Here is a 19,004-nt window from a genome sequence, read left to right on the forward strand (position 1 = left end):
GTCGGTAGCTGTTGGACATCCCTGCTGGACACCAGCGGTCGGCTCCGGCTCGGCGTGTCGATCTCCAGGCGCCGCTGTGCAAGAACCGATCGGTTCTTGGACACTGCCAGAGCACGGCCATGGTGGGCGGGTTACGTGGTCCGCGCGCTGCCGACTGTCCCATCCCGCGAGACCTTGCCTCCGTCTCACCTGACGGGGCCCGGTTCACACGTCAAGGACAAGGTCAGGTGAGACAGTCCAGGTCAGCGTGCCGCCGCCCGCCGATCGTCGGCGGTGGAAACGCACCTCGCCGACAACATCAAGTGAGACGACGGCTCATCGGCGTCTCGCGCGACTTTGTCTCCCCGCAGGTCAGGACGCCGCCCAGCGGCAAGATCGAATGAGACGGGACACCGACTGCAGGCGGCTCGGTCGGGGCGGAGGACAGGCTGGTTGCGGAGGGGGGAAGGTCCCGCGGCCAACTGCGATGGTGATGGGGCGGCCCGAATCGGGCCGCCCCATCACGTTCGGCAATCGTGTCAGCGGTGCCCGTGGCCGTGCCCATGGCCGTGCCCATGCCCGTGCCCATGGCCGTGCCCGTGCCCGTGGCCGTGCCCATGCCCGTGCCCGTGCCCGTGCCCGTGGCCGTGGCCGTGGCCGTGGCCGTGGCCGTGACGGCGGTCCCTGTCCCTCCCGTGGCCGTGGTGGCGGTCCCTGTCCTTCCCGTGCCCGTGGTGGTACCGGGGCCCGTCCTCGCCCCGGTCCCCACGATGGTGGTCATTCGAGGCGTACGCACCGGTCGCCCCCGGCGCGGCGGCGCCGGCGGCGGCAGCAGCTCCGGCACCACCCAGCACCACGGCGACTGCCACGCCGAGCGCGGCAGCAAAGCGGGAAACACGCATAGCGATCTCCTGKCACAGCAGGCGCCCGGGCGCCTGGATTGATTGGACACGGCAACAGTTGCCCCAAGCGGGCACCGGAAGCCGCGGACRCGCCCGTAAAGGCCCTCAATGAGGTGGAATTTCCAGGTCCGCGGAACCAAGGCGTGTGGGCAATCCGGGGGACACCCTTCTGCGCGACCACTACGACCAAGGACCGGTGTCAGGCCAGGATCGTGGCGGGCGCAACCGTGAAGACCCAGCCCGGCGTATGCCATCGACCCCGCCGGAGCTGGGCCACTCTCCGTACTGTCGCCCTCACGCACGGGTGAGYGTGAGCAGACCCGCCGTCCGCCGTGGTCGAGGGAGCGGCTGCTGTCGCGAGGTGGCCGGGCCCGTCGGGGGCGCTTCGCTCAGCGCGCCGCCGCCGTGGTGACCCGGCGAGGGTGTTGTCACGTTGTTGGGTGCGTGACTGTCTGATGGCGCGTCGGGGCGTGGTGGGCTCTGGGTTCGGGCCGGTGTTCAGGCCGTGGTGGGCAGGTTGGCAGCGCCGGTGATCTGATCCCAGAGCGCAAAGCGGACGGTCATCTCGGTGCGGTGGCCGGGGGCGGTCATCCGGTGCCGGCGGGGCCGGAAGTGGGGTGAGATACCGTGGAACGCGGCCAGGAAACGCTGGGCTCCTCCGACGCTGCGGAAGCCCTTCATGGCCCGTTCGCGCTGCCTCGTCGGCTGGTGGCTGTTCTCGGCCCGGTTGTTCAGGCCTTTGTGGGAGCGGTGCTCGACCGAGGGCATCACCTCGTGGTGGGCCGCGCGGTAGGAACGGAGCTTGTCCGTGACGATCACCCTCGGCACGGCCCCGATTCCTTTGAGGAGCCGACGGAAGAAGCGCCGGGCGGCGGCCTTGTTGCGCCGGTTCTGGACGAGGATGTCCAGCACGGTGCCGTCCTGGCCGACCGCGCGCCACAGGTAGTGCCGCACCCCGTTGATCTTCACGAAGACCTCGTCCAGGTGCCACTTATCGCCCGGCCTCGCACGCCGGCGGCGCAGCGCGTTGGCGTAGGACTGTCCGAACTTCAGGCACCACCGGCGGATCGTCTCGTGGGACACGATGACGCCGCGCTGCAGCATCGGCTCCTCCACCTCACGGAATGACAACGGGAAGCGGAAGTACCGCCACACGCAGTGGGAGATCACCTCGGCCGGGTACCGGTGCCCCTGGTACGACGGCGGCGCGGACGACACGAGCGAACCCTCCACCATGATCAACCCGAAGATCATCCCACCCGGTCAACCAACGTGACAGCGCCTGCGGAAGTGGTCCGGCGCGAACTCGATGTCGTCGACGGGGATGCGGTAAGCCTGGGCGATGTGCGAGAGCAGCCGCACCAAGCCGAGACTGTCGATGACGCCGGAGCCGATCAGGTCGTAGCCACCGGTCAGGTCCGAGGTGTCCTCCCCGGCCAGGAACTCGGCCACGACGAAGGCGCGGACTTCGGCGGCAATGTCGGGACTGTTCATGCGTCGATCTCCTTCATGCGGTTCCGCTTGATCAGGTTTCGGTCGGGTTTGCCCGTCGAGGTGCGGGGCAGGGGCGCGTCGGTGAGGTGCACCGAGGCGGGGATGGCGGGGCGCGGCAAGTGTCGGCCCGCGTGGGTGCGCAGCCGCAGGCTGGTGAGGCCGGTGTCCGGCCGCCGCGTGACATGGGCGTGGAGAAGGACGCCGGCCTGCGGGTCGGGCAGCGGCACGACCACGGCCTCGGCGACGTCGGGATGGGCCGCGAGCACGTTCTCCACTTCCTGCAGGTTCGTGCGCACGCCCCGGACCTTCACGTGCCAGTCCGCGCGGCCCTCGAGGAAGTACAGGCCCTCGGCGGTGCGGGTGACGATGTCGCCGGTGCGGTAGAAGACGCGGCCGTCCAGGTGCATGAACGCCGCGCTGTTCAGATCCCGGCGCAGGTAGCCGCTGGTCTGGAACGGGGTGGACACCAGGAGCTCGCCGGTGCCTGCCGAGGTGACACGCCGGCCCTCAGCGTCAAGGACCAGGGCCTCGCTGCCGCGGATGGGGCGGCCGATGGGCATCGGGCCGTCCCCGGCGGCGGGGTCGACGTGGTGGATGAAGGAGTCGTTGGTCTCCGTGCAGCCGAACACGTTGTGGAAGGCGGCGTTGGGGAACGCCGAGGCCGTGTGGGTCAGGAGACCGGCGGGCAGGCTGTCCCCGGTGAAGATCACATGGCGTGCGGCGGCGAAGGCGGCGCCGTTCTCGAGCAGCAGCCGGTACAGCATCGGTACGCCCTGCACGAAGGTGACCTGGTGCCGGGTGGCGAGCGCGGCCAGGTACGCGGCGTCGGTCGCCCGCTGCTGGTCCACGAGCACCACGCACGCCCCGAGTTGAAGGAAGGTCCAGACGTCGAGCAAGGCGAGATCGAAGTTGAGTGGTGCGTACGACAGCGCGGTCTCGCCGGGGGACAGGGCGAAATCGTCGACGGCCCAGTCGCTGAAGGCGTCAAACCAGGCAGCCTCAATCGAGACGATCTTGGGAGTGCCGGTCGAGCCGGAGGTGGTCAGCAAAAGCCGCGTCCGTCCCGGGTCCGGGACCGCGAACCCCTGCGCCTCGTCCTCCTGTGTCGGCGCCGATGTCGCGGCGAGGATCCCGTCGCCGGACACGGTGAGCAAATGGGAGACCCGTGCTTGCTGCGCCAGGCGCTCGAGTGCGGCGCTGCCCAGGTCGGGGGAGGGGGCGAGGGCAATGTGGCCCTCGTGAAAGATGGCCAGCAGCAGTGCGATGGTCTGCGGCGTCTTATGCGCCGGCACGTACACGGTGCTGCCCGGCGGGAGGCCGAGCTGCAGCAACTGGCTGCGCAGGCTCTCGGTCAGGTCGCTCAGCTGGCCGTAGGTGACGGCCTGGTCGTTGAAGTGGAGCGCGATGCGGTGGGGCCGGTTGTGACCGTGGATGGTGACGGTCTCGGCCAGACGAGGCGATGGCACGGCGGGATTCCTTGCGGTCGGCAGCCGCGAACAACTGCGATTGCGTGGCTGTTCGAATCTTGCGGTGTCGAACCTGAAGGTATCCGGCCAGGTATATGCTTGGTCAAGCACTTACTTGCCGAAGTAGGTGTGACTCAAATCATGAAAAGTTGTTTGTGCAAGGAAAAAACCCGGCCGCTGAGCGGACCGGGGTCGGAGGGTTGCCCCCGGCGTGCCGGGGCTTGGAGGGCTGCGCCGCGTCGCGCGAACCGGTTCGTGCGTGGCCGGGTCAGCCCTGGGCTGCGCGCAGAGCCTGGACCGTGGGGCCCAGCTCCGGGTCACCGGTGAAGGTGTTGAGGGCGGACGACAGCACCTCCGTGTAGGTGGCACGCGCGGCCTGGTAGCGCTCCCGTCCCTCGTCGGTGATGACGGCGTAGACGCCGCGCTTGTCCGACGGGCACAGGTCCTTGTAGGCGAAGCCGGCCGTCTCCAGCCGCCCCACCAGGCGCGTCACCGACGACTGCCCCAGGCCCACCTTGTCCGCCAGGTCCTGCATGCGCAGCTCGCTCTTGTCGGAGTGCTGCAGGTGTTCCAGGGAGCGGTACTCCGAGAGGCCGATTCCGTGCTGACGCTGCAGCGCGTGGGCCAGCTCCCGTTCGACGTGCGCGTGCAGCGCGAGGACCCGGCTCCAGACGGCCTGGTCGGACGTGCGCAGGGGCGCAGCGTGTGAAGTTGCCATAGGTGCGGCCTCCCCGAGTCACTGTTTGACAACAGGGTACATGCTCATGCAAACTCCTGCCGTTCCCCGGTTGCGTGATCGAAGAAGCTCGACATCTAATTGCAAGTACAAGCAATTTCAATGGAGGATTCGTGTCCGCGACATCGACGAGCCGTCCCCGGAGCGCGAACGTGGGCCGGGCCTGGCTGCCGTTCTCCGAGGACTGATTCCCATGCAGATCCAGCCCCTTGGCCACCTCACTGCCCACGTAGAGGAAGCAGTCAGGATCAGTCGCACGCACGTTGCCAAAGGAGGCATCCCCTTCTCCGGGATCGTCGTGCGCGACGGCCGGGTCCTCGGTACCGGCTTTAACCGGGTCCGTGAGGACAACGACCCCACCGCGCACGCCGAAGTCGTCGCCCTGCGTGCGGCGGCGAAGAAAGCCGGCCAGTTCGGCGTCGCCGGATCCACCCTGATCGCCTCGGGCGAGCCCTGCGCTCTCTGCTACATGGCCGCCCTCTACTTCAACGTCGAGCACATCGTGTACGCAGCCGACCGCAAGACCGCAGGCGCCTACGGCTTCGACTACGCCGACTCGTACTTCATCTTCTCCCAAGACCCCACCACATGGCCGCTCAAGGTGACGCACGCTCCGATCGAGGGGCACGAAGTGCCGTTCCAGGAGTTCTTGACCAGCCAGAAAGGCCGTCTGCGATGAGCGATCCGGTGAAGATCCAGATCTGGTCCGACTATGTCTGCCCCTTTTGCATGCTGGCCGAAGGCCCGCTGGAAGAGGCGACGAAGGACCTTGGCGTCGACGTCGAGATCGAGTGGAAGCCGGTCGAACTGCGGCCCCACCCCCAGCCCACCCTCCGGCCGGAGGACGAGTACCTGCCCAGCATCTGGCAGAGCTCCGTCTACCCCATGGCCCGCCGCATGGGCGTCGACATCACCCTGCCCACCGTCTCCCCGCAGCCCTACACCCGCCTGGCCTTCGAGGGCTACCAGTACGCAGCCGAGCAGGGCAAGGGAACCGAGTACACCCGTCGCATGTTCCGCGCCTTCTTCCAGGAGGACCAGGACCTCGGACAGCTGGACGTGCTCACCGCGCTCGCCCGGGAAATCGGCCTGGACGCCGAAGCGTTCCGCGCCGCCCTCGACAACGGCACCTACCACGACACGCACCAGGACGCCCTGCGCGAGGCCGCCGCCCACCGCATCCGGTCCGTCCCCACCATCCTCGTCGGCGACACCCGCATTGAAGGCGTCCCGCGCGTCGAACAGCTACGCAAGGCGATCCTCGACGCCCAGGCCGAACAGGCGGTCTCCCGAGGTGCCGCCTGCGGAATTGACGGGTGCTGACCTGACACGAAACGGCCAGCTGCCCCGACACCCCTCCGCATCCGGCAGGTGCGTGCCGTGACGGCAGTGCATCCCGCCCTCACCACCATCGGGTTCGCAGGGCTCCACCTGCGCAACCGACTCGACCGAGCCCAAGCCGGACGCCCCGCCTCCGCCTGACGGCGCCCTGGCGGACTACTGCTTCGCCGTACCTGCCACCGTTCCCGCGGTACAGCGCACTCCACGGCGGGCCGACCCCGCAACGCCGACCTCCATCGAACGAAAGGACCCCCCATGCAGTGGCTCTACCTCGCTGTCGCAGTCATCTTCGAGATCGCCGTCGCCCTCGCAGCCGGCAAGGCCGAAGGCTTCAGGAACCGCAGGTGGACTGTCGCAACCCTGCTCAGCGGCGCCATCGCGACCTACTTCCTCAGCAAGGCGCTGCTGACCTTCAACGTCGGCGTCGGCTACGCCCTCTGGACATCCGTTGCCGGCATCGGCATCACCCTTCTCGGAGCGCTGCTCTTCGGTCAGCGCCTGAACTGGCGCAAGGTGCTCGGCATCGTCGTCATCATCGCCGGGGTTGTCGGCCTCCAGCTCAGTGGTGCCGCCTGACATCCCGCTCTCACCCGGCTCATCTCCACGAAAGGACTCGCGCACATGCCCAACACCGTCCGCCCCTCAGCCAACTCCTGGCTCATGCTCCTCCTTGCCGGAGGGTTCGAAGTCGGCTACGCGCTCGCCGTCGGTGGAAGCCACGGCTTCACCCGCCTGTCGTGGTCGCTGGTCGCTGTCGTGTTCTTCCTCCTGACGCTCTGGGCGCTGAGCGCCGCACTGCGCACCATTGACGTCGGCATCGGCTACGCGGTCTGGGCAGGGATCGGGGCAGTCGGTGCGGCGCTGCTGGGGCCCGTCTTCTTCGACGAGACCCTCAACGCGACCCAAGCCCTGTGGCTGGGCGCCATCATCGCCGGAGTGGTCTGGCTCAAGCTCGCCGACAGGCCGCAGGACACCCAGGAGGCCGCTGCCGGGACGCGGGAGGTCCAAGGCGTAGAACACTGACGGTTGCTCAGCCCCACAGTCCTCAGCCTCGATCCTTCGTGACGGTCCGCCGGGGGAGTCCTTTCCGAGGACCCGCTCGCGGTGCCGTGGCCGGTCGTCGAGCACCTGGCCGAGCAAGCACACCGCCGCGACCGGCCGAAAAGGGGGAGGTATTGGCAGGACGAACGGACGATCACGCCCTCGGCCGATCCCGAGGAAGGCTGATCACCGAAGCCCACGTCGCCTGCGACGGCAAGGGCCGCCCCTTGCCATCCTCGTGGCACCGGGCCAACGTCACGACAGCATCTGTGCGCAGACTCTGCTGACCCCGGATCTTCAGCGGAGTTGGGCGAGCTGACGCCCTGACAGTGGAAAGGTACCGCCGATCTGCAATGCCGGTGTGGACGTGGCCACCGCCAAGATCCTCACCAGCGAGGGCAACATCGCGAGCGCGCTGTCGGCGCTCCAGATCTTCGGCGGCTACAGCTACATAACCGAATGCGGCCCAAAAGCTCCTGGACGGTCACCGGCTGCTCCCTTGCCGGTGAAGCCAGCGCCCGAGCCCGTTGTCCCGCCAGATAGGAGAATCCGCATGTCTCGTATCGCCCCCACCACCGTTACCGGAGCCGACCCCGCGCTGCTCGCCGTGGATGAGGAAGTAGCCGAGGCCCTGCACGAGGGGCGACCGGTCGTCGCCCTCGAGTCCTCCGTGATCCCGCACGGTCTTCCGTATCCGGCCAACCTGGAGTTGGCCCGCGACATTGACATGGCCGTACGAGGCTCCGGTGCGGTCCCCGCTCGCGTCGGCATCCTCGACGGCCGGCTCGTCGTCGGCATGAGCAAGGAGCATCTGGAACGCTTCGCTTCGGACCCCAGGATCCCCAAGGTCAGCACGCGCGACCTGGGCATCGCCCTGGCCGGCGGGGGCGCCGGGGCCACCACGGTGTCCTCGTCCCTGGTCGCCGCCGATCTAGCCGGAATCCGGGTGTTCTCCGTGGCGGGCATCGGAGGTGTCCACCGCGACGCTCCGCACAGCTTCGACATCTCCGCGGACCTGGTCCAGTTCACACGGAGCCGTACGGCCGTGATGTGCGCCGGCGCCAAGTCGATGCTCCATCCGACGTGGACCCTGGAGTGGCTGGAGACCGCCGGCGTACCCGTGATCGGCTACCGTTGCGACGACTTTCCCGCCTACTTCAGCGTCAGCAGCGGTGTCCGCAATCCGCACCGGCTCGACGACCTCCGGCAGATCGCGACAGCCGCCGTGGCCCACTGGGACACGGGCACGGTCACATCGGTCCTGGTCACCCACCCGATCGCGGAAGCCGACGGGATTCCGTCCCAGGACGTCGAAGCGGCCCTCGCCGAGGCCACGGCGCTGGCGGAACGCGACGGCGTCACGGGCCCCGCCATCACGCCGTACCTCCTCAAGGCGATCGCCAAGGCCACCGAAGGCCGCACCTCCGCGGCCAACCGCTCGGTGCTGTTGTCGACCACGGCACTGGCCGGCGAGTTTGCCGTTCAACTGTCCCTCGAACTCGCCGAGCGTGAGGAGACCGGCCAGTGACCACGCAGGCAACGGCACCGGTCCTGTTCGACCTCGACGGCACCCTGCTGGACACCCCCCGGGCCATCGTGTCAGTGATCGACTGGGTCCTGGCGGAGTCGAGCCGTCCCGCACCACCCCGGGAGCAAGTGCGGGCCACCGTCGGAAGGCCCCTGGTCGCGGTCTTCGGTGAACTGCTGAACCTGCCGCACGAGCACGCCGAGGTGGAAGCCGCCGTCGCACGCTTTCGGGAGCTGTTCCGGGAGACCGTCGTGCCCGAGGCGAAGTCCATGGTCTTCCCCGGCGTACCGGAACTCTTGGAAGGGCTGCGCAGAGAGGGTCGTCCCCTCGCCATCGTCACGAGCAAGATTCGCGCCAGTGCGGAAGAGCTGCTCGAACCGGCCGGTCTGACCGGCCACTTCGGCGCCATCGTATGCCACGGTATGGCCCCACGGGGCAAACCCCATCCTGACCTTGCCCTGCTTGCCGCACAACGGCTGGGCCGAGCCCCCGAAGAGTGCCTTGTGGTGGGCGACGCTGTCGACGACATGCGGATGGCTCGCGCGGCGGGCATGGGGGCGATCGGGGTGTCCTACGGGGTCGCGACGGCCGGGCAACTGCTCGGCGCGGGGGCGCAGGTGGTGTCCGAGACCGTACTGGCGCTCGGCGGGGCGCTGGGCACTCTTCGATCTTTGCGGTGATCGCGCATCGCAGCTGATCCACTGCACCGGGCTCGCACTGCACCACAACTTGCACTGCCTCATCAATACGACAATACGACAAGGCGGTTGGAGAAAGTCATGGCATCACCAACGACACTCGGCATGACGCCGCCGAGGAGTCCCGTCGCAGGTCTGGTCACACTGTCCGCGGCCCAGTTCCTCATCGCGCTCGATTTCTCGGTCATCTTCGTGGCCCTGCCCAGCATGGGCTCGGACCTCCAACTGTCCGGCAGCACCATCCAATGGGTGCTCAGCGCCTACTCCGTCTTCTTCGCCGGATTCCTCATCGTCGGTGGGCGGGCCGCCGACCGTATAGGCGCGCGCAACATGTTCATCGCCGCTCTGCTGTTGTTCGGCGTCGCCTCCCTGGCCGGAGGCATCGCCGGCAATGCTTCCCTGCTGCTGATCGCCCGAGGGGCGCAGGGAGTGGCCGCCGCCACGCTCCAGCCCTCGATCCTGGCCCTGGTGAACACGACCTTCCGACCGGGACGCGAGCGCACGCGCGCACTCGCCGTCTGGGGGACGGTGGGCGCCAGCGGCCTCGCCGCCGGCGTCGTCATCGGCGGCCTGCTCACCACGGCGTCCTGGCGCTGGACGTTCTTCGTGAACCTGCCGTTCGCCGCCGTGTGCGCCCTGGCCGCGCCGCGACTGCTGCCCGGCAAGACCGACTCGAGGAAGGCCATACCCCTCAACGTCCTCAGCGCCGTGCTCTGCACAGCGACCGTGCTCGTCTCGGTGCTGGGGCTCACCCTGGCCGCGGATGTCGGCTGGACCGATCCGCTCGCGCTGGGCAGCTTCGTCGCAGCCGTGGTCCTGCTCGCCCTCTTCGTCGCCCGGGAGCGCGGCAGCGCCCAGCCGCTCGTCGCATCCTCGCTGCGGGGTACTCGCACTCTCGTGGTCGGCTGCGGCGCCTCGGCGCTGTACATGGCAAGCGTGGCGGGATCCGAGTTCTACCTGGTCACGCTCCTGCTCCAGGAAGGGCGTGGGTTCGAGCCGCTGGCCGCGGGCATCGCCTTCCTGCCGCTGGCGGTGTGCATCACGCTCGGCAACATGATCGCCGGCCGTCTGATCAACTTCCTCGGCGTACAGCGCACATTGCCGCTGGCCTTCGCCATCGGAGCGGCCGGCCTCGTGCTGCTCGCCGTTTCAGTGCACAACCACTCATATCTCGTGGGCATGCTTCCCGGCCTCATCGTGAGCGGTATCGGCCACGGCATGATCTACACCTCCATGTTCGTCGGCGGAACGCGCGACGTCGACGACCACAACCAGGGCGTCGCGGGTGCCCTGATGACCACGACCCAGTACGCGGGCGGCGCATTGGGAGTGGCGGTCCTGGTCCTCGTTCTAGGCACCAATCCCGGTGACGACCGCTTCCTGCCCGCGTTCTTGCTGGCAGCCACCGTCGCGCTCATCGGGATCGTGTGGTCCTGGGCGGGATTCCGCGTACCCGCGGCCCAGGCCGGAACGCCGATGCCGTCCGCGGTCGGCGAACCCATCGCGGCATCCGAGGAAGGGAGGGCCGGATGACCACCGCGGCCCGGCTGGGAATTCTCGTCATCCACAACGACCCCGTGCCCGAGACGGAGATATGGGGCATGGCTCCGGCAGGCGTCTCCATCCACACGGCTCGCTTCGAGTGCCCTCGTCCCGCCGATACGGAGTACGTCGGCAGCCCTGCTCGCGCCTTCGCGTCGTCCGCCGAGGTCGCCCGAGGCCTGGACCACCTGGGGCAACTGGGCACCGACAGCATTGCCCTGTGCTTCGGATCGAGCAGTTTCTTCGGAGGACCGTCCTTCGACACGGAGTTCATCGCGGAGGCCGAGTCGCACTCCCACGGCACGCCGGCCTACACCGCGGCGGTGGCCATGACGGCCGCCCTGAAAGCCGCAGGTGTCCGCCGACCGCTGGTGATGATGCCTCCCTGGTTCACCCCCCCCGACCTTCGAGGCGACCGAGAGGTACCTCGCCGCGGTGGGCATCGAACGCATCCGCATCGCCCAGTTCGACCTCGGTCCGGAATGGGCGGGCATTCCCCGGTACAACGCCTTCGACGAGGGCGCCCGATGGGCCGTGGATCCGGACGACGTCCGCCAGCAGACACTCGCGGCCTTCAAAGATGCCGAGGACACCGCTCTCGACGGCATCCTTGTTCCGGGCAGCGGGTTCCGCGCGCAGGGTGCGGTGGTGCCGCTCGAGCAGGAACTAGGGATCCCCGTCATTACGGCGAACCAGTCGGTCCTGTGGTATGGCCTCAACCAAGGCACCTTCGAGCCGCGGGCGGACACGGGACAGTCCCTCCACGGCAGCCTCTTCAACCTCTGTCCTTCCCCTCGTAGCGTGGAGTCCTTGATTGCAGGGGAAGTTGGGGTTCATGGGGTCCAAGCAACGGACGTACACGCCTGAGTTTCGCGAGGGTGCTGTACGCATCGTGATCGAGACGGGCAGGCCGATCCCGGAGGTCGCCGAGGAGCTCGGTGTCCACTCCGGAACGCTGCACAGCTGAATGTCGCGGTGGCGGCGCAACGGGTCGGCATCGTCCGACCGGCCGGCCGAGCCCGCGCCGGGCGGGCGGATGCGCGAGGCAGAGCGCGCCGAGCCGGAGCGGCTGCAGCGGGAGATGAGCGAGAAGAACAAGCGCCTCCGCGAGCTGGAGGTGGAGCGTGATGTCCTCAAGCGATGCATGGTCCTCTGGGTGAAGTGACCGAGACGGACCCGGCCGCCGTGGCCGCGTTCATCGGTAACCAGAGGACCGGGCACCAGGTCCCGCACCGTCTGGCCTGCCGGGTTCTGGGGGGTCGGAGTCCTGGTTCTCCAAGTGGCGTGACAAGCCCACCACCGTCCGGCAGGTCCGGCGGGGGCAGCCGGCTGACGCGATACGGCAGGCCTTCGAGGACTCCGGCGGCACCTACGGATCCCCGAAGGTCTGGCTCGTCCTGGCCCGCGAGGGCCGGCGCGTCTCGGCGAACACCGTGGCCCGGCTGATGGCCCAACTCGGCCTGGCCGGACGGAAGATCCGCCGACGGCGCGGGCTGACCCGGCCCGGCAAGCGCCCCGCAGCCCCGGACTTCGTGCGGCGGGACTTCACCGCGGACGCTCCGGACCAGGTGTGGTGCGGCGACATGACAGAGATCACCACCGGTGAGGGCAAGCTCTACCTCGCCACCGTCATCGACCTGTTCTCGCGCCGCCTGCCCGGCTACGCGAGGGGCGAGCGGCACGACGCCGACCTCGTCGTCGCCTCCCTGCACATGGCCGCGGCCACCCGGGGCGGCGACATCAGCGGCGTGATCTTCCACAGTGACCGCGGCAGCGAATACCACTCCCGGCGCCTCCGCCGCGCCTGCCGGCGCCTGGGCGTGACGCAGTCCATGGGCCGTGCCGGGTCGTGTTTCGCCAACGCCGCCAGCGAGGCGTTCAACAGCGTGCTCAAGGTCGAGTACGTCCACCGGCACACGTTCACCACCCGCACCGAGGCCCGGCTACGGATCGCAACCTGGATCACCGGCTTCTACAACACGCACCGACTACACAGCGTGTGTGGGTACCGGAGTCCGACCGACTACGAGCACGACCATCGCGCCAACTCCGCCTTGGAGTCGGCCGCTTAGAAGATCTCCACAGTCCGAGGGGATTGACAGCTGCCGAGCAAGCCGGAAGGCGCCTTGCGGCAACGGCGGAGTATCTGAGTCTCGACGCCTCCTGGCTGGGGCGACGGTGCGCACAGTTGTCGGCCGTCGGCACGGAGCGGCTCGCGCGACCGCGCAGCTGGTTGCTCGGTCTGGAAGGGCTGGAAGCCGCCTGCCGGTTCGTGGCCGAGCAACTGGTGATCATTCCGCGTACCCGGACGGCGCCGACCCGATAGCCTGCGTGAACCACTCGTGAGGCCGCGCTCGGCGAGGTCCGGACAGGGGAGCAAGGATATGACGACGTCGGTCAGGAACGTGGCGGTCTTCTCCCTCGGCGGCACGATCGCCATGACCACGGATCCCACCACCGGAGGCGTCGTACCCACGCTGTCGGCCCATGAGCTGTTGGCCGCGGTGCCCGCCCTGGCCACTAGCGGCGTCAGCCTGAAGGTGCGGGATTTCCGGCGTCTGCCCGGTGCCTCTCTGACGTTCGAGGATCTCACCGCGCTGTCGGCCGCGATCACGGCGGAGCTGGAGGCCGGTGACGTCGACGGCGTCGTCATCACCCAGGGCACCGACACCATCGAGGAGACGGCCTTCCTCCTCGATCTCTACCACGGCCACGAGCAGCCGATCGTCGTCACCGGCGCGATGCGTAACCCCACCCTTCCCGGTGCCGACGGCCCGGCCAACCTCCACGCCGCCGTCCTGGCCGCCGCCGATCCCGGTCTCAGGGCCGCCGGCTGCCTCGTCGTACTCGGCGACGAGGTCCACTCGGCCCGGACCGTCCGCAAGTCCCACACCACCAGCCCCGCCGCCTTCACCTCACCGGCGTGTGGCCCGATCGCCAGGATCGCGGAGAACCGGGTGCGGCTGGTGGGCGGCCCGCCGCGCCGCGCCGCGCGGGTCGGTGCACCGACCCGCGCGGCGCGTGTCGGGCTCTACACCGTCACCCTCGGCGACGACGGCGCCCTGCTCGATCTGTGGGACGGCAACTGCGACGGACTCGTGGTCGCGGCCTTCGGCGTCGGCCACGTCCCGGAACGCCTTGTCGAAGGACTCACCAAGCTCGCGTCACGCATCCCCGTGGTCCTCGCCTCCCGCATCGGCAACGGCCCTGTCCTGTCCGACACGTACGGCTTCCCCGGCTCCGAGAAAGACCTCCTGGGACGAGGGCTCATCGGCGCCGGAGATCTCAGCCCGTACCAGGCGCGGATCCTGCTGCACGCCCTACTCGCCCAGGGCGCCGACGGGGCGGCGGTTCGCGAGACCTTTACTCCCTTTACCTTCTGATCCCACCTTTTCAGGAGGCATCCGCATATACGTGCTCACGAGCTGACCGTAGGTCGTACCTTCGGCGTCACCTCGACCACGGGGAGGACTTCTTCGAGGCGCTGTCCTTCTTGTCGGGACAACGGCGTACGGCAGAGCTACCGGGTCTACTGAGTTTGTCGGGTCTTCGAAGTTGAGCGGTGTGCCTCATCAGGGTCCCTGACGATCTGTCACCGTGCGTGAAGCTGCGGCCCTGCCCCGGACGCAGGATGCCCGTGGTTCTCCGTGATCATTTGGCCTTGGAGGCCTACGACGAGGCCATCGGCCTGGACCTCGAGAATCTCGTGGTGGACGGCCGAAGGGACCCACGTAGCAGGCCTTCAGGAAGGCAATGGCCTGCTCAGGGCTGGCGGGCAGGGTGCGTCCCTGGATGATGTGGTGGGTTGTGCTGCTCGGCAGCTCGCCGGGGCCGCACATTTGCTCCATATCACCAGGGCTGGGGTAGCTGGCCCACACGTCATCGCCATCTTTGTCGCCCCTCCCGGCGCCGGCGGGTCAGCCTCGTCGGCGCGGGTGTGTGCCCCGGGCCAGGCAGCTTCGATGGCGCGCGACGTTTCCGCTGACTTACTCCATATGACGCAGGGCCGCGAGGCGCCGACGCACCTCGCGGTCCAACTGGGGTTCACTCACCCGGATCTCCGTATGATCACCAGGCCCGGGTGTCAACCATCTCCGTCAGTTTATAGGCTCTCCTGTCGCTTCCGTGGGTGGGGTTATGCGAGTTGACGGCCTGGTAGCTGCGGGCGGTGTCCGCCGAGGCTGAGCATCGCCAGGGCGATCAGGGCGTCGGGGCTCTTGAACCCGAAGGCCAGGCGGGTGATGAGGCGGATCTTGGTGTTCGTGGACTCGATCAGCCCGTTGCTCAGGTTGTGCTCGGCCGCGGCGATGATGGCGTCCCAGTGCCGGACGATGGCGCGCTGGAGGTCGACGAAGGCGGGGATGCGACAGCGTCGGGCCCAGATCACCCAGTCCCACAGCACCTCGGCGGTGTCCTTGCCCTGTTTCAACGCCATGCGCAGGCCCTCCTTGAGGAGGTAGGCGCGGTGCAGCAGCGGGTGGGCTGCGGCGATGAAGGCGAGCTGAGCCTGCTGGCCGGCGGTGAGGTCCTCGGGGTTCTTCCAGAGTGCGAAGCGGGCCTTCTTCAGCGACTTCGAGCCGCGGGTGGTCCGGCCCTTGCCGCCGCGCTCGGCGTTCCACACGTTCCGGCGGACGACGTCCAGGGCGTCGGTGGCCCACTTCACGACGTGGAAGGGGTCCATGCAGCGCACCGCGTTCGGGCAGCGGGCCGCGACGACGGCATCGATCCACTCGGCGCCGTCCGCCGACACGTGCGTGATCTGCGCGGTGCGCTCGGCGCCGAGGGCGTCGAAGAAGGCGTGCAGGGTGTCCTTGTCCCGGTCGGCCGCCGCCCATACCAGGCGCCCGGAATCGTGATCGACCACGATGGTGAGGTACTTGTGCCGCTTCTTGTAGCTGATCTCGTCGATGCCGATCCGCCGCAGTCCGGCGAACAGGTCCACCGACGCTTCGACGTCGGCCCAGACCCGCTCGCAGATGTTGCCGACGGTGCGCCAGCCGATCCGCAGCAGCTGGGTGACGGTGGTCTTGCTGCAGCAGGTGGCCAGCCACGCGGCGGTGGCGTCGAAGGCGTGGGTGTGTCCGGCGCCGTGTCTGGCCCAGGGCACCGCCGCGACCGTCACGCCGTGCTCGGGGCAGGCCACCCGCGGCGCGTCGGCTTCGATCACGGCTTTGAGGGTGCCGATGTCCAGGGCCCGCCAGCGGCGGCGGCCCTCACCGGCGTCGTACTTCGCGCACGTGCGGCTACAGATGCCGCACCGCTGCCGCCGGCCCTTCGCGGGCCGGGCGCAGACCACGATGACGCGCTCGCCGTCGTCCCCCTCGCCGGGCTCGGCCTCCTCCACACTGACCTGCTCGATCACCGTGTTCTCGACATCGAGCAGCCGAGTCCATACCCTTGCACTTCGCACGCCGTATCCGGGTTCTTCCGTTTCGTACCTTCAGCAGTCGAAACGTATCCCGGATACGGCGTGTTCTACGCATCAGCCCAGGTCAGACACCCACGGAAGCGACAGGAGAGCCGTTTTATATCGGCTCTGGTTCAGCGAACCGTCATCACTTGATGCGCACGTCCGAGACGACCGCCGAGTGGTCGGAGTAGAACTGGTCGCCCAGGTCACCGGGCAGCCGGTCGGCGATGGTGTAGGAGTTCTTGACCTGGACCACCTGGCCCTTGGCGTAGATGAAGTCGATCCGATCCGCGGTGGTCATGCCCAGCCGGGGGCTCCATGTCATGCCGGGGGCCCGGCAGACGTTGGGGTTGGCGGCCCGGTAGGTGTCGACGAAGCCGGCATCGGTGAACTGGTCGGTAGCAGCCAGGTCATAGGACAGGCCGAAGTGGTCGGCGCAGCGGGCCCATTGCGAGGTCCAGTCAGATGCGGGCATCGTGTTGAGGTCACCACCCATCAGGACCGGCTCGTCGGCGGGGGCGTGGATGTCGACGTAGTCGAGGAAGTCGGAGACGTACTGCGTTTGGCGGCGGTCGGCGTCGACGATCTTCTTGGCGGGGACCTGCGGCTCGCGGCCGGCGGCGACGTCCAGGGCGTTGGCCTCGATCAGGTCGCCGACCCAGGGGTTGGTGTAGTTGCTCCACATGGTGAACGCGTTGATGGCTCGTCCGTCGTCGGCGATCACCCGGGCGCCGCCGATATGGAATGCGCCGGTCTCCTTGTAACCGGTCGGTGCGGGGAACACCTTGTCGATGTCGTAGTGGGTGAAGAGCCACAGGTTGTCGTTGCCGGTCGAGCTGGGTGTGATCTGGACGCCGGTCCAGTCTTCTCCGGTGGCCGCCTCGAGTCCGGCGACGATCTCGTCACCGGCGCCATAGGTTTCGACGGAGAAGAACACATCCGGGTCCGCCTCGACGATCTGGTGGATGACGTCCTGGCGGTTGTCGACATCGTCCCAGTTGTCGTCCAGACCGCCGTGGTAGATGTTCCAGGCCAGGACCCGCACATCGGTCGGCTTGCCTGCGTGAGCGGAAGGTGTTGCCGCGGCGGGGCTGGCGGTGAGTAGGGCAGCGCTGGTGATCAGGCTGGCGAGAACACGTTTCCGGTAAGTTGTCATGTCGCCAACGTAGTGATATTGGGTGAACGGTCAACTAGTGGCTATTTGAACGCCGTTTGACGGGACTGCAAAGTTGAGCGGTGCGAAGGTGTCCGCGGGCTCGCCGGGTGGTGACGCAGCGTGTCCGTAGCCGCTGGTTCTCGGCGTTGTGGAAGCCGAACGCGTTGCGGGCGACGAGCTTGATCACGCGGTTGATGCCCTCGCTCTTGGCATTGCTGTGCCCGGTGTCGATGAAGGCCCCGATCTCGGGCCACCAGCGGTCGACGGTGACGGCGAGCTGCCGCACCTCGGGAATGTCGGAATCCGCGCACCAGGTGAGGAACTTCCAGCGAGCCTGCCCGACTTGGTGCTGATCCGCGCTGGTGCGGGCCAGGGCGAGGAGGTTGCGCAGATTCTCCTTGGCGATCCATGCCGTCAGCAACTCCTGCCCGATCTTTCCCTCATTCAGCAGCGCATTCCACATGTGCGTGAACTGTTCGTCGGTGAGGTCCTCGCGGTTGCGCAGCAGGCGCCGCCTGGCTTTCCACTCCGGGTCACTGGCGCGTCCGCGTCGGCCGCGGATCTCGGCGGTGGTGCGGCGCCGAACCATGGAGAGCATCTTGTTGGCGAGCTGGACGACGTGGAAGTGGTCGACCACGACGGTGGCGTGCGGCAGGGCGGTGCGCACGGCCGCGCGGTAGACGGTGGACATGTCGATGGCGACGTATGCGATGCTCTTGCGCCAGTTCAGCGGGGTGGTGGCGAGCCAGGCGAGCACGTCGGCGACCGTGCGGCCTTCGACCTGGCCGAGCAGTCCGCCGGTGCCGAGGGCGTCGACGAAGCCGGTGTGCCACCTCTCGCGTACCAGGTGCCACTTGCCGGTGTCCGGGTCCTGTTCCCAGCGGGGCCGTCCGCGCCGGGTCTCGTCGATGCCCAGCACCTGGACCTCGGGAAGGGGTGCTTCGGTGACCTCGCAGGCGGCGGTGCGGAAGGCGTCCATCACGGTGGGCCAGGACAGGTTCAGGTCACGGGCGGCCTGGATGACGGTGGACTCGGCGTCGCGTATCCGGCGTCCGGCGGCACTGCGTAGCCGCATGGTGATCCGTGCGCCGGCCGGTATCTGCGGGATCTGCTCGGTGAACGACCGGCGCGGGCAGCCGGGCTCCCGGCACCACCAGCGGCGCTTGTGCCAGCGCAACTCCAGCCCGCTCTCGCCGTAGGGCAGATCGCGGGGCCGAGTCGTCGCGGAGCCCTTCACCCGCGTGGCAAACACCCCGAACTCGGGGCAGGCCCGCGCCTGCTCATCGGCGGTGATCAGGTGCACCCGGCGGGTGCCGTCCTCCAGCCGCTCCACCCGGGCGACGGCCAGGCCGTCCAGGTCGAGCAGCAACGTCGTATCGTTGTCCAAGCCCATGGTTTCTGGGTGATTGTTCTGCGTCGAGAACAGAAATGATCACCCATGGCCACGGGCATCCTGCTGCCAGGACCGTCCCCACTACCCTTGGCCCTCACGCAACGTGACAGCCAGGTCGGCCAGGATACGGCGGGCTCGGCGTTCCACCAGGACGGGGACGAAATCCCGCACGGGCCTGTCACGCAGGTGGTTGTACGCCTCCCCAACGGCGGCCTCGATCTCCTGTGCCGTGCGACGGCCGGCGTAAGTGGACTTCAGCCGTTCAGTGACCTCCCGGACGGCTGCGGTCTCCCGTGAATCTTCAGGCACCCCTCTTCC

The 19,004-nt window shown here is 68.4% G+C and carries 21 protein-coding genes; 13 read left to right on the forward strand and 8 right to left on the reverse strand.

What is annotated here, in order from left to right; translation table 11 throughout:
• Positions 1 to 515: 515 nt before the first annotated feature.
• Complete coding sequence (locus DIZ27_RS45990; RefSeq protein ID WP_181383758.1) at positions 516 to 923, forward strand: hypothetical protein; 408 nt, start codon at positions 516 to 518, stop codon at positions 921 to 923.
• Between the two features lie 456 nt (positions 924 to 1,379).
• On the opposite strand, the gene DIZ27_RS30715 is transcribed toward DIZ27_RS45990, so the two are convergent.
• From DIZ27_RS30715 to DIZ27_RS30730, 4 genes are all read right to left on the reverse strand, one after another.
• Positions 1,380 to 2,117 (reverse strand): IS6 family transposase, encoded by a 738-nt coding sequence (locus DIZ27_RS30715; RefSeq protein WP_109381728.1) that lies wholly within the window; start codon positions 2,115 to 2,117, stop codon positions 1,380 to 1,382.
• Between the two features lie 27 nt (positions 2,118 to 2,144).
• Positions 2,145 to 2,375, reverse strand: coding sequence for an acyl carrier protein (locus tag DIZ27_RS30720; RefSeq protein WP_109381691.1), 231 nt, complete (start codon positions 2,373 to 2,375; stop codon positions 2,145 to 2,147).
• A complete protein-coding gene (locus DIZ27_RS30725) occupies positions 2,372 to 3,841 on the reverse strand; it encodes an AMP-binding protein (protein ID WP_109381692.1) in 1,470 nt (489 codons plus the stop codon). Before DIZ27_RS30725 ends, DIZ27_RS30720 begins: the two co-directional genes overlap by 4 nt.
• Before the next feature lie 268 nt (positions 3,842 to 4,109).
• Complete coding sequence (locus DIZ27_RS30730) at positions 4,110 to 4,559, reverse strand: MarR family winged helix-turn-helix transcriptional regulator (protein ID WP_109381693.1); 450 nt, start codon at positions 4,557 to 4,559, stop codon at positions 4,110 to 4,112.
• Positions 4,560 to 4,770: 211 nt separating this feature from the next.
• Between DIZ27_RS30730 and DIZ27_RS30735 the strand changes: the two genes are divergently transcribed.
• From DIZ27_RS30735 to DIZ27_RS30785, 12 genes are all read left to right on the forward strand, one after another.
• Positions 4,771 to 5,256 (forward strand): nucleoside deaminase, encoded by a 486-nt coding sequence (locus DIZ27_RS30735; protein WP_109381694.1) that lies wholly within the window; start codon positions 4,771 to 4,773, stop codon positions 5,254 to 5,256.
• On the forward strand, positions 5,253 to 5,900 hold the full coding sequence (locus DIZ27_RS30740; RefSeq protein ID WP_109381695.1) for a DsbA family protein: 648 nt from the start codon (positions 5,253 to 5,255) through the stop codon (positions 5,898 to 5,900). Before DIZ27_RS30735 ends, DIZ27_RS30740 begins: the two co-directional genes overlap by 4 nt.
• A 273-nt stretch (positions 5,901 to 6,173) precedes the next feature.
• Entirely contained in the window at positions 6,174 to 6,494 is a 321-nt protein-coding gene (locus DIZ27_RS30745; RefSeq protein WP_109381696.1) for a multidrug efflux SMR transporter, read from the forward strand.
• Positions 6,495 to 6,539: 45 nt separating this feature from the next.
• Complete coding sequence (locus DIZ27_RS30750; protein ID WP_109381697.1) at positions 6,540 to 6,941, forward strand: multidrug efflux SMR transporter; 402 nt, start codon at positions 6,540 to 6,542, stop codon at positions 6,939 to 6,941.
• Positions 6,942 to 7,512: 571 nt separating this feature from the next.
• On the forward strand, positions 7,513 to 8,487 hold the full coding sequence (locus DIZ27_RS30755) for a pseudouridine-5'-phosphate glycosidase (protein WP_109381698.1): 975 nt from the start codon (positions 7,513 to 7,515) through the stop codon (positions 8,485 to 8,487).
• Positions 8,484 to 9,167, forward strand: a complete 684-nt coding sequence (locus tag DIZ27_RS30760; protein ID WP_109381699.1) for an HAD family hydrolase — start codon at positions 8,484 to 8,486, stop codon at positions 9,165 to 9,167. The genes DIZ27_RS30755 and DIZ27_RS30760 overlap by 4 nt, the downstream gene beginning before the upstream one ends.
• A 99-nt stretch (positions 9,168 to 9,266) precedes the next feature.
• Complete coding sequence (locus tag DIZ27_RS30765) at positions 9,267 to 10,718, forward strand: MFS transporter (RefSeq protein ID WP_109381700.1); 1,452 nt, start codon at positions 9,267 to 9,269, stop codon at positions 10,716 to 10,718.
• Positions 10,719 to 11,162: 444 nt separating this feature from the next.
• Positions 11,163 to 11,594 carry a hypothetical protein gene (locus tag DIZ27_RS30770; RefSeq protein WP_109381701.1) on the forward strand — a complete coding sequence of 144 codons (432 nt, stop codon included), beginning with the start codon at positions 11,163 to 11,165 and terminating at the stop codon, positions 11,592 to 11,594.
• A complete protein-coding gene (locus tag DIZ27_RS47570; protein WP_258308609.1) occupies positions 11,563 to 11,694 on the forward strand; it encodes a transposase in 132 nt (43 codons plus the stop codon). Before DIZ27_RS30770 ends, DIZ27_RS47570 begins: the two co-directional genes overlap by 32 nt.
• A 69-nt stretch (positions 11,695 to 11,763) precedes the next feature.
• Positions 11,764 to 11,892, forward strand: coding sequence for a hypothetical protein (locus DIZ27_RS47575; protein WP_258308610.1), 129 nt, complete (start codon positions 11,764 to 11,766; stop codon positions 11,890 to 11,892).
• Between the two features lie 76 nt (positions 11,893 to 11,968).
• Positions 11,969 to 12,799: an IS3 family transposase gene (locus tag DIZ27_RS30780; protein ID WP_258308617.1), complete on the forward strand. Its 831-nt coding sequence runs from the start codon at positions 11,969 to 11,971 to the stop codon at positions 12,797 to 12,799.
• Between the two features lie 312 nt (positions 12,800 to 13,111).
• On the forward strand, positions 13,112 to 14,110 hold the full coding sequence (locus tag DIZ27_RS30785) for an asparaginase (RefSeq protein WP_109381702.1): 999 nt from the start codon (positions 13,112 to 13,114) through the stop codon (positions 14,108 to 14,110).
• A gap of 752 nt (positions 14,111 to 14,862) precedes the next feature.
• On the opposite strand, the gene DIZ27_RS30790 is transcribed toward DIZ27_RS30785, so the two are convergent.
• The 4 genes from DIZ27_RS30790 to DIZ27_RS30805 all read right to left on the reverse strand — a co-directional run bounded on the left by DIZ27_RS30790 (position 14,863) and on the right by DIZ27_RS30805 (position 18,995).
• Positions 14,863 to 16,137 (reverse strand): ISL3 family transposase, encoded by a 1,275-nt coding sequence (locus DIZ27_RS30790; RefSeq protein ID WP_109381703.1) that lies wholly within the window; start codon positions 16,135 to 16,137, stop codon positions 14,863 to 14,865.
• A gap of 145 nt (positions 16,138 to 16,282) precedes the next feature.
• A complete protein-coding gene (locus DIZ27_RS30795) occupies positions 16,283 to 17,293 on the reverse strand; it encodes an endonuclease/exonuclease/phosphatase family protein (RefSeq protein ID WP_109381704.1) in 1,011 nt (336 codons plus the stop codon).
• Positions 17,294 to 17,327: 34 nt separating this feature from the next.
• Entirely contained in the window at positions 17,328 to 18,686 is a 1,359-nt protein-coding gene (locus DIZ27_RS30800; RefSeq protein ID WP_109381705.1) for an ISL3 family transposase, read from the reverse strand.
• A gap of 81 nt (positions 18,687 to 18,767) precedes the next feature.
• Positions 18,768 to 18,995, reverse strand: a complete 228-nt coding sequence (locus DIZ27_RS30805; protein ID WP_109381706.1) for a three-helix bundle dimerization domain-containing protein — start codon at positions 18,993 to 18,995, stop codon at positions 18,768 to 18,770.
• Between the last annotated feature and the right edge of the window lie 9 nt (positions 18,996 to 19,004).

The sequence above is a fragment of the Streptomyces sp. NWU339 genome (assembly GCF_003143855.1).
Classification (GTDB): Bacteria; Actinomycetota; Actinomycetes; order Streptomycetales; family Streptomycetaceae; genus Streptomyces.